Genomic DNA, 14,241 nt, shown 5'->3' with positions numbered 1-14,241 from the left:
CAATATTTATATAGACCATAGAATTAGAACCTTCATGAAAAAAATTACTCTTCTTGTACTGGTAATTTTTGCAGGGCTGATAAATTCGATACAGGCGCAGTACGTAATTGATTTCAAACATACGGCAGACGTATACTACAACGCCAAAGACTATTATTCGGCAGCTCAATATTATAACAAAGCACTCGGCACTTTTAAGGTAAAGCCAGAACAAATATTACCTTATGCCGTTGCGAATGCCGCGCCCCCCAGCGGTAAGTTTAAAGACTATCAGCAGGTGGTAGCGCGTTTGGCGGAATCCTACAGGCTATATCACGATTTTGGAAATGCTGAAACCTGGTACTCCCAGGTGGTAGCCTTCAACAATCCCCAGTTTATTCAGTCGAAATATTGGTATGGCGTATGCCTGAGAGCCAACGGAAAATATGAGGAAGCGCTCAAGCAGTTCAACGATTTTAAGAGTAGCTATACCGGAGCAGATGATCTATCTACCCGTGTTCCGCTGGAAATCGCGAATTGTGAATTTGCACTCAGCGAAGCGGCCAAACAATCGCGGTATACCATCACGAAATTGTCCGGCAATGTGAACGAAGGCGGCGCCAATTATGCCCCGGTGGTGATGGCTCCCAATACGCTGCTGTTTACCTCTTCCCGTGCAGATAATCCTCCGGGATTGCCTGCGGCACAGGGCGCTGATAAGAAGAAAGATAAAAAAGGGAATCCTTATGTAAATGATCTTTATACTGCCAGCGGTTCCGGCGGTGATTTCGGCAACAGCCAGAAACTGAAAATACCGATAACCAAAGGTTATGACCAGGGTGTTTCTTCTCTCTCCCCCGATGGTAATTCCATGTACCTCACCCGCTGGTCAATGAAAGACGGCGTGAAACAAGCGGCTATCTATCTCAGCACCAAACAAAACGGCGTTTGGTCGGAGCCGCAGAAAATGGGTGACAATATCAATGCTGAAGGCTACAATTCTATGCAGCCCTATATTACAGCAGATGGCAAATACCTGTTGTTTGCCTCCAACAGGCCCGGCGGTATGGGTAAATACGATATCTGGTATTGCGTGATGAATAGCAATACGCCCGGTAATGCCCGCAATATGGGCACTACCATCAATACAAAAGATGAAGAACAAGCACCTTTTTATGATGCTGAAAAAAGCCTGTTGATTTTCAGTACCGACGGCCGTGTAGGCCTCGGTGGACTGGATTTCTTTCAGAGTGAAGGTGATTTCGGTTCCTGGTCTACCCCGGTGAATATGGGCAAACCCCTGAATTCACCGAAAGATGATATCTATTATTCAGCTATAGACAATACACATCCTTTTGCGGAAGGGTTCATCAGCTCTGACAGGGAATCTGTTTGCTGCCTGGAAGTATTCAGCATTAAAAGAATACGGAAAACTGCCGGTGGCCTGATCACGGATTGTGATACCCATCAACCTTTGGCAGGCGCTACGGTGACTTTGCTGGATACAGTAAGACAAAAAACGGTTAAGAAAATAACCCTCGGTTCTAACGGCCGGTATTCTTTTGAAGTAGATCCGCAACGCTATTATAAAGTCGTGGTGGAGAAAGAGAACTACTTTACCAAAAGCCTTTACTTTAAAACAGATGAGCTGAACAAGGTGGATTCTCTTGAAAATCCAGCCCTCTGCCTCAAACATTATGAAGTAGAGAAACCAATTGTACTGGATAATATCTACTATGATTTTGGAAAAGCTACACTTCGTCCTGAATCTAAGATAGTACTGGATACAGTAGTGGATATGCTGAAAGATAATCCGCGGATGATGATTGAAATGTCGGCGCATACGGATAGTGTAGGGTCCGATAAATACAACATGAAATTGTCTCAGGCGCGTGCACAATCCTGCGTAGACTACCTGATCAGCCGGGGTATTTCTTCGCAGCGGCTGATCGCAAAAGGATATGGGAAATCCCGTCCGGTTGCACCGAACTCACTGCCGAACCATAAAGATAATCCTGAAGGCCGTCAGAAAAACAGGCGTACAGAATTTAAGGTACTGCGGAAACAGATGCCTGCATTACCGAATGAAAGTAATAAAGACGAGTCGTCACAATAATGCTGAAGTAAGCGGGACCTGTCCCGGATTACTTTTTCCATATCCTAATAAAAAACAGGAGAATAGCCGGCGTAATGCCGGCTATTTCTTTTTCATCACACTATACCAGAACAGTTTTAACGGTATATAGAGGCTTTAATTCTCTTTGCCGAAATTGCCGATAGCGAGGGTGTCTGCGGAGAACTTGCTGTGTTTTACCTTGATATGGGCAAGCAGTTTGGTAGCATCGTTATATTTAAACGCTATGTCTTTGCTGGCGCCGGCAGCCTGCCGCAGTTTGATGGTCTTTACATTTTTAAACAACTCTACCGTAACTACGCTGGAGCCGCCGGTTCCTTTAGCTTCTGCGGATTGTAATGTATCAGTGGTAGGCGTTGCGTAATTGCCGCTAATAAAATACACCTGATGCAGGGTATCTTTTACGTGTTTACCCAGCGTTAAAATTACGTTGACTGAACTATCGCTGTTTTCAGTGATGGTAACAGCACCCGTTTGACGGGTAGCATCGGTGCCGGTACCTCTCAGTTTGTAGGTGGCGGAGCGCGGTGGCGCTGGCGTAGGATTGTCGTCTTTACTATTGCACGCGGTGAGGGCTATACCCAATACAGTAGCCGCTACGACTCCCAGTTTGAGAGCGTTTCTTTGAAACATAAACATGATGTTTGTGTTAAAGGTTAATGGATAATTAACTTTTGGTTTCCTGAATGTTTTCAGCGCGCTTACTGAGATGTTAAACGAGGCCCGGATGTAAATGTTACAATCCACCCATAAATTATTTTAACTTTTCAAAAAAACGGGTACATTTGTTTGACATCTTTCGATGTAAAAACAATCGCCGTATGAGAAACTAAGTTAGTGGCGGAGTGTCTGCCACGTTTTCCCCCACAGTAGAAACTTTAACAGCCCTGCAGCCTGCAGGACGCTATTTTTCATTGTTTAATTTTATTGGACATGCCATTCTTTAAACGGGCACAGGTACGTGTCGTTCATTTTTTTGAACTATTCCGTATAGCCGTTGCCGGAACTGAAAAAGAGTTTACTACCGGTAGTATCAACCGGGCCATATTTTTACTGGCCATCCCTATGGTGCTGGAAATGGCGATGGAATCGCTGTTTGCTGTTGTAGATATATTTTTTGTAAGCCACCTGGGCGTGAATGCCATCACCACTGTTGGACTAACGGAATCGGTACTGACGCTGGTGTATACCTGCGCAATGGGACTGAGTATGGCCGCTACTGCTGTAGTGGCGCGGCGTACCGGCGAAAAGAACCACGAAGAAGCAGCGCATGCTGCGATGCAGGCGTTGTATATCGCTGGGGGATTGTCTGTGATCATCAGCCTGGCAGGATTGATATTTTCCCGGGATATTTTACTGCTCATGGGTGCATCGAAGGAAGTGGCTGATTACGGTACCGGATATACGAAAATACTGTTGGCCGGTAACCTGGTCATTGTGCTGTTGTTTCTGATCAACGGTATTTTCCGGGGAGCCGGTGATGCCGCCCTGGCCATGCGATCGCTGTGGATTGCCAACGGACTGAATATTTTGTTGTGCCCGTTGCTGATCAATGGTTGGGGACCGGTGCCTGCAATGGGATTGCAGGGCGCTGCCCTGGCTACTTTTATTGGTCGGGGTACGGGCGTTTGTTATCAGGTATATCACCTGGTGCGGGGTAAGGATCTGATTCGTATCACCCGGCAACAATTGTCGCCCGCCTGGAACACTATTTTATCTATCCTCAGGCTGGCAATGGGTAGTACTGCTCAAATGCTGATCGCATCTGCCAGCTGGATCTTCCTCGTCAGAATTATTTCCTATTTCGGGAAAGATGCGGTGGCAGGATATACCATCGCCATCCGGGTGGTGATTTTTACCATCCTGCCGGCATGGGGCATGGCCAATGCCGCAGCTGCACTGGTAGGGCAAAACCTCGGTGCCCGACAGCCTGACAGGGCCGAAAAATCGGTCTGGCGGGCCGCTTTCCTGAATATGCTCTTCCTGGGGGTGGTGGGACTGGTTTTCCTGGCCGGGGCGCCTACTATCATCCGGCTGTTTACCCCTGAGCAGGAGGTGGTGGGCTATGGCGTGCAATGTTTGCGCCTGATGAGCCTTGGATACGTGTTTTATGCCTATGGGATGGTCATTACCCAGTCATTCAACGGCGCCGGGGATACCCGTACCCCTACCCTTATTAACCTGGTAGCGCTGTGGATGTTCCAGGTGCCGCTGGCCTGGTCGCTGGCGATCTGGTTTAACTGGGGGCCTCAGGGCGTTTTCTGGGCGATCGCTATTGCCGAGTCGATGATGGCTGTAGCGGGAGTGCTGTTATTCCGCCGCGGTACCTGGAAACAGGTGAAGATTTAACGTAAGGAACTTTCTGAGGAAGATGTTACCTTTGCCTGGTTTTGTATTAAATTTTAAACTAATAAAATTCAGGTAGATATCATGGCTCTTACTGTCGTAGGCACGATGGCGTTTGATGAAATAGAAACGCCCTTTGGTAAATCAGGAAAAATCATTGGTGGTTCCGCTACTTATATCGCATGGGCTGCTTCCAACTTCGTAAAACCGGTAAATCAGGTTTCCGTTATTGGTGAAGACTTCCCCCAGGCGGAATTGAACGAACTGACTGCCAGAGGCGTGGAACTGAAAGGAGTACAGGTGAAGAAAGGAGAGAAATCTTTCTACTGGTCTGGTAAATACCACATGGACATGAATACCCGCGACTCGCTGGTGACTGACCTGAACGTATTGGCCGACTTTAATCCGGTTATTCCTGAAAGCTACCAGGGCAGCGAATTCCTCATCCTGGGCAACCTCACCCCGCAGGTACAAATGAGCGTAATCGATCAGCTGACGGTCCGTCCTAAACTGATCGTGATGGACACTATGAACTTCTGGATGGAAGTAGCCATGGAGGACCTGCTGAAAGTGCTGAAAAAAGTAGACGTGCTGATGGTAAACGACAGTGAAGCCCGTCAACTGAGCGGTGAATATTCCCTGGTAAAAGCAGCTAAAAAAATCCTGACTATGGGTCCCCGTTACCTGATCATCAAAAAAGGTGAACACGGCGCCCTATTATTCCACGAAAACCACGTATTCTTTGCGCCTGCGATGCCGCTGGACGACGTATACGACCCAACCGGCGCCGGAGATACCTTTGCCGGTGGTTTTATCGGATACCTGGCTAAAACCCGCGATATCTCCTTCGAAAACATGAAAACGGCGATCATTGTAGGTTCTGCTATGGCTTCCTTCTGTGTGGAGAAGTTTGGTACTTCCCGTCTGAAAGAAGTGTCTCACGAAGAACTGACTGCCCGCCTGGAACAGTTTGTGCAACTGGTAAACTTCGATATTGACCTGGTGTAGATCTTCCTGTAGATAAAAGAGAAAGGCCAACCGGTAAGGTTGGCCTTTCTCTTTTAATACTATTTATTCGCTTCACAGGCCAGGGCTTCAGCCCTGGGAAACGGCGAAAGCTCGTCTGATACCCGGCTTTATCTGAAAATACCGTTCAATACACTCGCCAAACGCAGGCCGCCTTTCAACAGCTGATTATTCAGATCGTTTACAAACACATAATTATACCGGTAGCTGAGTTTGGAGTCCGGTTTAGTGTAACCGTACACCTTATCCGCCAGCAGGTGGGATTCAAACATCCAGTCGCCCATCGTGCCGCTCTGCATGGCTTTTACCTGCGCAGTGGTGGCAATGTCAATGGCTTTACTGTATTCCGTATAGCTAAGCTGCTGAAAGTCAATCAGCTGCTCATCCCATACCCGGTGCAGGTTAGAAGGGGTATTAAACCAGGTAACAGCGATTTTATTACCGCCCATATCTTCATCACGACCTACATGCAGCGGCTGATGCATATCGCCCATCATGTGTACGAGAAAAGTAAGCGCAAAAAGTTGTTTTTCTTTCGGCAGCTTTTTGTTTTTCAGATCCCGGATCATCGCCTGGGTTTGTGTATACAAATTCTCGCCGGTAGCAGCTTTCAGCTGGGTATCGAATTCCTCACGGCTGATACCAGCCGGGAAATCGAGATAATGCCAGGTATTGGTATGGTCGTACTGGTGTGTAGTATCGGATTTGATAAAATCCGGCCAGTTGGCGATCATAGGCAGGCTCTGACGCCCAAGGATGTTGGTAATGGCTTTTTTAGCCTGTGGGGTCAGGTGCTGCCAGGCAATCTCCGCGGTAATACGGTGCCCGTTGGGCCCCCAGGCAAAGCTGGCTAAAGGCAGTAAAAAGGCCAGAATCAGGCCTGTCAGGATCTTTTTTCTCATGAGTAAAGTCGGTGGATTGAAAGGGCAAAAGTAAAGCTCTTTTTTTAACACTTTAACACACGCCGTTTTTGTATTTTTACATACTGCTCAAATGAAATTTTCAATATGCCATTTAAGATACAAGCGCCATATGCTCCCGCTGGTGATCAACCGGGGGCCATTGTACAATTGACCGAAGGAATACTGGAAGGTGAACAATATCAAACCCTGTTGGGAGTGACCGGATCAGGCAAGACTTTTACGGTAGCCAATGTGATCCAGAATGTACAACGTCCTACCCTGGTGCTGACCCATAACAAAACCCTGGTAGCTCAACTGTATGGGGAACTGAAACAGTTTTTCCCGGATAATGCCGTGGAATACTTCGTGTCTTACTACGATTATTATCAGCCGGAAGCCTATATGCCGGTGAGTGATACCTATATCGAAAAGGATCTCGCTATCAATGAGGAATTGGATAAACTACGACTGAGAGCTACGTCCAACCTGCTTTCCGGACGCCGCGACATCATCGTGGTAGCCAGTGTTTCCTGTATTTACGGTATGGGTAACCCTACGGAGTATGAGAACGGGATTATCCGTATACAACAGGGGCAAACATTTAGCCGCAACGCGTTCCTGCATGGACTGGTAAACTCTCTCTATAGCCGTACTACCGGCGATTTTAACAGGGGTAATTTCCGCGTACAGGGTGATACGGTGGATATTAACCTGCCTTATGTGGATTATGGCTACCGGATTACCTTCTTCGGGGATGAAATTGAGGAGATCGAAAGTTTTGACGTACAGAACGGGAAACGTATCGGTACTATGGAAAATGCGGCCATTTTCCCGGCCAATCTGTACCTGGCGCCGAAAGATATCATGCAACAGGTGATCTACGAAATACAGGACGAATTACATGCCCAGGTGGAATATTTTAAAGCCAACGGGAAACTGATAGAAGCACAACGTTTGTCCGAAAGGGTGAACTATGATGTGGAAATGATCCGCGAGCTGGGTTATTGCTCCGGTATTGAGAACTACTCCCGTTTCCTGGACCGCCGCAAACCAGGTACCCGTCCTTTCTGCCTGATGGACTATTTCCCGAAGGATTTCCTGCTGGTGGTGGATGAAAGCCACGTAACCATTCCGCAGATCGGCGGCATGTATGGTGGCGACCGTTCCCGTAAGCTGAACCTGGTGGAATTCGGTTTCCGTTTGCCCTCTGCGCTGGATAACCGTCCGCTTAATTTCTACGAATTTGAAAACATGGTGAACCAGGCCATTTTTGTGAGTGCTACCCCCGGTGAATATGAGCTGAAAAAGACCGAAGGTATTGTGGTGGAACAGGTGGTTCGTCCGACCGGCCTGCTGGAGCCGCCTATCGAGGTAAGGCCCAGTGTGAACCAGGTGGATGACCTGCTGGATGAAATTGACAAAAGGGTGCAGAAAGGGGACCGTGTGCTGGTGACTACCCTGACCAAACGCATGGCTGAAGAGATGGACAAATACCTGGGCCGTATTAATATTAAATCGCGTTATATCCACTCTGAGGTGGATACCCTGGAGCGTATTGAGATACTGCGCGATCTGCGGTTGGGTAATATCGATGTACTGGTGGGTGTGAACCTGCTCAGGGAAGGTCTTGACCTGCCGGAGGTATCGCTGGTGGCTATCCTGGATGCAGATAAGGAAGGTTTCCTGCGTGACGAACGTTCGCTGACACAGACGGCTGGCCGTGCGGCCCGTAACGTTGACGGTCTGGTGATCTTTTATGCAGATCATATGACCGATAGTATGCAACGGACGATCGATGAAACCAATCGTCGCCGTGAGAAGCAGGCCGCTTATAATATAGAGCATAATATTACGCCGAGGACCGTGCGTAAAAGCAAGGAACAGATCCTGGGACAGACTTCCGTGCTGGAAATCAAACATTTTGATGAGTCGTCCCCTTACGCAGTGCATGATGTAGCACTGGTAGCGGAAGATGCCGTACAATATGCGAAAGAAACCACGGTTGCTGCCAAAACGATCCCGCAAATGGAGAAAGCCATTGTGAAAGTGAAGAAGGATATGGAAAAGGCGGCCAAAGACCTCGACTTTATGGAGGCAGCCCGTTTGCGTGATCAGATGTTTGCCATGGAACGCGAATTACAGGAAATGAAACAATAATTCTCCTCCCCTCAACATAAACATTATATAGAATTATTTATAATATATCACTGGAGAAAATAACATCCAGTGATATATTATAAATATGTATGAAGATGATTTATAGTTATTTATAACCGGTTATCCCAAACTATAGTAAGATCTTTCCTATATTTTATTGAAAAAATCTCAACCCTTTTAAATTAACATGTAATTATTTGTTTTCCAATTATTTATATGTCAAATGCTTACCCCTGAATAACTGTATTAACAGCTTGAAATATTATTTATATTATTATATATTATAATATAATTAACATAAATCCCGATTTTTACGGCGATAATTCAAATTATTCGATTTTTAGCCTCTTCTATTTGATGTTTTAAATTTCAACTCTACTTTTATTTAAGAAATTTAAAAATCAATGCTATGAAGAAAAATTCATTCCAAGACTATCTCCCCTTTATTTTTCTGGCGATAGTGGCAATAATCGGAATTTTTATTCCAGCGCTCCCTAATTTTTCAGATGTTAGTAAATATAATACGGCTGACATCGCCTGGATCCTGGTAGCATCTTCCCTGGTATTTTTGATGACGCCGGGCCTTTCCTTCTTTTATGGCGGGATGGTGAACCGGAAAAATGTGATATCCACCATGATGCAAAGTTTTATTGCAACAGGATTGATCAGCGTGGTCTGGCTTGTGGTAGGATTCAGCCTGGCCTTTGGAAAGTCTTATCATGGCATTATTGGAGATCCCACTACCTATTTTATGTTTAACCATGTAGGTTCCGGCGCTCCCTGGAGCCTGGCCCCTACCATTCCTCTGCTGTTGTTTGCGCTTTTCCAGATGAAGTTTGCCATTATTACACCGGCACTGGTAGTAGGTGCAGTGGCGGAAAGGATTCGTTTTACTTCCTATGTGCTGTTTATGGTGCTGTTCAGCATCCTGGTGTATGCGCCGATTGCACACTGGACCTGGCATCCGGAAGGTATCCTCTTTAAATTGGGCGTACTGGACTTTGCAGGTGGTACCGTGGTGCATATCTCCGCAGGTTGTGCAGCCCTGGCAGGCGCGCTGGTATTGAAACGCAGAAAGGACCATATTGAAAAGAAAGAACTGCAGCCGGCTAATATCCCCTTTGTATTATTAGGCACCGGTCTGTTGTGGTTTGGCTGGTTTGGTTTTAACGCCGGTTCCGCGCTGGGCGCCAATGCTCTGGCAGCAACAGCTTTTGCTACTACCAATACTGCTACTGCCGCTGCGGGTCTGTCCTGGGTTTTCTTTGACGTAATACGCGGAAGAAAACCATCGGCCCTTGGTTTTTGTATCGGCGCTGTAGTAGGCCTGGTGGCCATTACGCCGGCAGCCGGATTTGTTGCTATCCCGCAAAGTATATTCATTGGTTTTATTGCAGCCATCGTCTCCAACATGGCGGTACACTGGAAATCTAAAACCAGCATCGACGACACACTGGATGTATTCCCCTGTCATGGTCTTGGTGGTATGGTAGGGATGTTGCTCACCGGCATCTTCGCTACCAAAGCGATCAACGAAGGTGGTAACAACGGCTGGTTCTACGGCAACTTCGAACTGTTCCGCAACCAGGTACTGGGATTATTGCTGGTAGTAGGTTACAGCTTCACCGTGTCTTACGGCATCTTTAAACTGATCAACTTTATCCACCCGCTGAGAGTGAGTGAAGATGAAGAAGCCCTGGGCCTGGACGTAACACAGCACAACGAACACTATCATCCGGCTATGATGAGTGTAACCGACTCAGGAACACTGAAGGAGGAGGAACTCGTTCACTCCTGAAAAGCACTGCCCGTAATGACCTTCCGTGATCACAAGTTCTTTGAGTTGGATTCTGACCTTTATCAATTTTATTAAAACGTATAGGCGATAACGTTTGAAAGATCTGGAATGGATAATTAATGAGATAGCAGCTGTAAAATAGTGAAACGCTTTCTTAATTATCCATTCCTAACTATGTAGCATCAGCACGCACACATTCCCCAAAACAATCCGCAGGAGAAGGCCGCATCATTACTTATCCATTTTATCAACCAAACTACTAAGTACATGAAACGAATGCTAACGACCTTATTTGTTATGGGCAATACCTTTGTTGCCTGGTCTCAATCCTCTGACACCCTGCCGGCACCGGCTTTTAAGATTTCAGGTTCTGCGGACGTCTACTATAAATACAACCTGAACGGCAACTACACAGATAATAAAACCAGCTTCACCAATTCCCATAACTCCTTTGAGCTGGGAATGGTTTCCCTGAAAGTGGAACACGGATTTAAAAAAGGTAGCATAGTAGCCGATCTGGGATTCGGCAAAAGAGCGGGAGAGTTTTCCTATAACGATGTACCCTCTCCTTCCAACGGTCTGTCTATGGCGATCAAACAATTATACGTATCCTATCAGCTAACGGAAAAGGTTAAACTGAGTTTGGGTAGCTACGCTACCCACGTAGGATATGAGTTGGTAGACGCTTACCTGAACCGTAATTATAGTATGAGTTATATGTTTAGCTACGGCCCTTTTTTTCATACCGGCGTGAAAGCAGATATTACCCTCAGCTCTTCGCTGAGCGCGATGGTAGGCGTGTTTAATCCTACCGATCTTAAATCAGTCACCTTAAACAGTCATAAATATATAGGCGCCCAGCTGGGCTTTGCCCCGGCGGAAACGCCCATCAAACTATATCTCAATTATCTCGAAGGAAAAGATACGGCTGGTGTGCAAAACCACCAGGTGGATGTGGTAGCTACCTACCAGGTGAGCCCTGTGCTGGGATTGGGTTATAACGGTACCTACAGCACTTACCTGCAAACAAAGCAGCCGAAGGAGGACCGGAAAAATGCCAACTGGTGGGGATCGGCGTTGTATGTGAATTGTGATTTCACCAGTAAGGTAGGCCTTACGCTGCGCGGGGAGTACTTCAGTGATAAAGACGGGGTAAAGGTATTTGGCGCCGTACCCGGCGGAGGCAGCGTAGTGGCCGGTACGTTATCCCTCAATTATAAGGCAGGAAACCTGACGATTATACCCGAGTTCCGGGTGGACAAGGCGTCGGCGGATATTTTTAATAAGTCAGACGGAGCGCCTGCCGGTATTACCTCCAATGTGCTGCTGGCCGCTGTTTATCATTTCTAAATATCAGAAAGAGTAGAGATTGGAAACCTGCACCAACCCCGGGCTTTACGTCCGGGGAATTCTTTTTTATCATCCCGCTTGTTAATTCTGCCCGAATGATCATATCATAATCGCTATATTGCTGTAAAAAAAACAATGACAATGTTACTGCCTTCCACGTTGAAGTTCCTGAAATCACTGAAACAGAACAATAACAAGGGCTGGTTCGACGAACACCGGGATCAGTACCTGTCTGCCAAGGAAGATTTTGAAAGCCTGGTCCAGCAGGTGATAGACGGCCTGATGAAACAGGATGCCACATTATCCGGCCTGCAGGTGAAAGACTGTGTTTTTCGTATATATAAAGACGTTAGATTTTCGAAAGACAAGACTCCTTACAAACCAAATATGGGCGCTTCTTTTCAGGCAGGCGGCAAGAAGTCTCCCCTGGCGGGATATTACTTCCACCTGGAACCGGGCGGCAATAGTTTTGCCGGTGGCGGCCTCTGGATGCCGGCTGCCCCTGAACTGAAAAAAGTACGACAGGAAATTGACTACAACTTCGGGGAGTTTGAACGCATCATCGCCAATAAAGGTTTTATTAAACATTTCGGAAAGGTAGAAGGGGATGCCCTCAAAACAGTGCCCCAGGGATATCAGAACGATAATCCCGCTATTGCCTACCTGAAATTAAAAAGCCTCATTGTATCACACCCCGTAACGGATGACGCTTGTGTACAGCCGTCATTGGTCCGGGAAATCCTGAAAACATTTGCGCTCATGCAACCACTGATTGCGTTCATTAACCGCGCGATGGACTAATGCCCCATTTAGTCATTTTTTCATTTGGCTATTTAATTATTTGATTGACGCGAAGCGCTAATAATGCCCATTAAATAACTAAATGAAAAAATGACTGAATAACTAAATGGCTAATTTTTGTGAATAAGAAATTCGAACGGACGCGCTTTTCTGTTCTTCAGCAAATTCTCCTTGTCTGTACGCGCGTGGGCAAACCGTTGATTGTAGACATTTGCCACCTCAATGATAGGAATTATTCCATCCAGTGTATCCTGCTGGTCCACGATATTCATAATTCTGGATACCTGTGAAGAAAAATTGGTGCTCCACTCTTCGGTAAACTTGTGCATTAACAAAAGCTCACGATTGGTGTTGGTTTTCATAGGACTTAAGGGTGTTTTCTGATTAGAAAATAACGAAAATATCCGACATCTCTCTAAAATTGGACTACTCTTTTTGCAAAAAGCTTAGTTGGCATAGGATTATGTTATCAAAATTGGATTTTATCGGCCACAAATCAATACTACTTCCGTGTAATTTTTACACTTTGTATGTTATACAATTATGAAATATTCAAAAAAAAGCAAGCGCTAAGACGCTTGCTTTTAAGGAGTTATAATTCTATTTTCGTATAGTCATACGCGGGAGCTACGTTCAGGGCGCTTTACGGCATACAATTACATAGCACGACAGTATGATTATAACCAGTTCTTCTCTTGCAAATATTCTGCAATCTGCACAGCATTTGTTGCAGCGCCTTTGCGAAGGTTGTCTGCCACGATCCACATGTTAACCGTGTTAGGCTGCGTTTCATCCCGGCGGATACGGCCTACAAACACCTCATCTTTATCGTGTGCGTCTTTAGGCATCGGATATTGCGCTTTAGCAGGATCATCCACTACAACCACACCAGGCGTCTGAGATAACAGCGTACGTACTTCATTCACATCATAGTCGTTTTCAAACTCGATGTTCACCGCTTCACTATGACCACCCATTACCGGAATACGTACAGTCGTAGCCGTTACCTTAATGTTGTCGTCGCGCATAATTTTCTTGGTCTCATTCACCATCTTCATCTCCTCTTTCGTATAGCCGTTATCGAGGAATACGTCGATTTGGGGAATAACGTTCAGGTCAATCGGATAGGCATAAGCCATTTCACCACTGATACCTTGTCTTTCATTCATCAGCTGGGTAACGGCTTTAACACCGGTACCGGTTACTGACTGGTAGGTAGATACCACTACTCTCTTAATCTTGTATTTTTCGTGCAGTGGCTTCAGCACCAGCACCATCTGTATGGTAGAACAGTTAGGATTCGCAATGATTTTGTCTTCCCGGGTAATAGCATCACCATTTACTTCCGGTACCACCAGTTTTTTGGATGGGTCCATTCTCCAGGCGCTGGAGTTATCGATTACGGTAATACCCGCTGCCGCAAATTTAGGCGCCCACTCCAGGGAAGTGCTGCCGCCGGCAGAGAAAATAGCCACATTAGGCTTCATGGAAATAGCCGTATCAGCGCTCACCACCTTCCAGGTCTTACCCTTAAATGTTACTTCCTTACCTACAGACTTCTCAGAAGCCACGGGAATCAATTCAGTGACAGGGAAATTCCGCTCTGTCAAGACCTGTAACATTTTTGAGCCTACCAGACCGGTCGCTCCTACTACGGCAACTTTCATTTTGTTTTACATTTTAATTTTTGGAGTCCCAAAATTAATATATACCGGCCGCTTTTCATAACAAAAGCCGGTATTTATTCG

11 protein-coding genes are annotated in these 14,241 nt (G+C 46.2%); 7 read left to right on the top strand and 4 right to left on the bottom strand.

Annotated elements, in window-relative coordinates; genetic code table 11:
- The first annotated feature begins 34 nt into the window (after positions 1–34).
- Positions 35–2,095 (top strand): OmpA family protein, encoded by a 2,061-nt coding sequence (locus ICL07_RS13775; RefSeq protein WP_188088480.1) that lies wholly within the window; start codon positions 35–37, stop codon positions 2,093–2,095.
- A gap of 135 nt (positions 2,096–2,230) precedes the next feature.
- On the opposite strand, the gene ICL07_RS13770 is transcribed toward ICL07_RS13775, so the two are convergent.
- Positions 2,231–2,746 (bottom strand): hypothetical protein, encoded by a 516-nt coding sequence (locus ICL07_RS13770; protein WP_188088479.1) that lies wholly within the window; start codon positions 2,744–2,746, stop codon positions 2,231–2,233.
- A gap of 300 nt (positions 2,747–3,046) precedes the next feature.
- Between ICL07_RS13770 and ICL07_RS13765 the strand changes: the two genes are divergently transcribed.
- Both ICL07_RS13765 and ICL07_RS13760 read left to right on the top strand, forming a co-directional pair.
- On the top strand, positions 3,047–4,462 hold the full coding sequence (locus ICL07_RS13765) for an MATE family efflux transporter (RefSeq protein WP_188088478.1): 1,416 nt from the start codon (positions 3,047–3,049) through the stop codon (positions 4,460–4,462).
- 81 nt (positions 4,463–4,543) lie between these two features.
- On the top strand, positions 4,544–5,467 hold the full coding sequence (locus tag ICL07_RS13760) for a PfkB family carbohydrate kinase (protein ID WP_188088477.1): 924 nt from the start codon (positions 4,544–4,546) through the stop codon (positions 5,465–5,467).
- A 128-nt stretch (positions 5,468–5,595) separates the two neighbouring features.
- Here ICL07_RS13760 and ICL07_RS13755 read toward each other — a convergent pair whose 3' ends face one another.
- Positions 5,596–6,387, bottom strand: a complete 792-nt coding sequence (locus ICL07_RS13755; protein WP_188088476.1) for a S1/P1 nuclease — start codon at positions 6,385–6,387, stop codon at positions 5,596–5,598.
- Between the two features lie 105 nt (positions 6,388–6,492).
- On the opposite strand from ICL07_RS13755, the gene uvrB reads away from it, so the two are divergent.
- The 4 genes from uvrB (at position 6,493) to ICL07_RS13735 (ending at position 12,493) form a co-directional block, all read left to right on the top strand.
- Positions 6,493–8,544 (top strand): excinuclease ABC subunit UvrB, encoded by a 2,052-nt coding sequence (gene uvrB / locus ICL07_RS13750; protein WP_188088475.1) that lies wholly within the window; start codon positions 6,493–6,495, stop codon positions 8,542–8,544.
- A gap of 409 nt (positions 8,545–8,953) precedes the next feature.
- Positions 8,954–10,342 (top strand): ammonium transporter, encoded by a 1,389-nt coding sequence (locus tag ICL07_RS13745; protein WP_188088474.1) that lies wholly within the window; start codon positions 8,954–8,956, stop codon positions 10,340–10,342.
- A 267-nt stretch (positions 10,343–10,609) separates the two neighbouring features.
- Entirely contained in the window at positions 10,610–11,692 is a 1,083-nt protein-coding gene (locus tag ICL07_RS13740; RefSeq protein WP_188088473.1) for a porin, read from the top strand.
- A 141-nt stretch (positions 11,693–11,833) separates the two neighbouring features.
- On the top strand, positions 11,834–12,493 hold the full coding sequence (locus ICL07_RS13735) for a DUF2461 domain-containing protein (RefSeq protein ID WP_188088472.1): 660 nt from the start codon (positions 11,834–11,836) through the stop codon (positions 12,491–12,493).
- A gap of 110 nt (positions 12,494–12,603) precedes the next feature.
- On the opposite strand, the gene ICL07_RS13730 is transcribed toward ICL07_RS13735, so the two are convergent.
- Positions 12,604–12,855: a hypothetical protein gene (locus ICL07_RS13730; RefSeq protein WP_079471700.1), complete on the bottom strand. Its 252-nt coding sequence runs from the start codon at positions 12,853–12,855 to the stop codon at positions 12,604–12,606.
- 315 nt (positions 12,856–13,170) lie between these two features.
- Positions 13,171–14,160, bottom strand: coding sequence for an aspartate-semialdehyde dehydrogenase (locus ICL07_RS13725; RefSeq protein ID WP_188088471.1), 990 nt, complete (start codon positions 14,158–14,160; stop codon positions 13,171–13,173).
- Between the last annotated feature and the right edge of the window lie 81 nt (positions 14,161–14,241).

It is taken from the genome of Chitinophaga qingshengii (genome assembly GCF_014529935.1).
In the GTDB taxonomy this organism is placed as follows: domain Bacteria; phylum Bacteroidota; class Bacteroidia; order Chitinophagales; family Chitinophagaceae; genus Chitinophaga; species Chitinophaga qingshengii.
The sequence above is the reverse complement of the archived record's forward strand: the minus strand, read 5'-3'. Positions and strand labels throughout refer to the sequence as shown.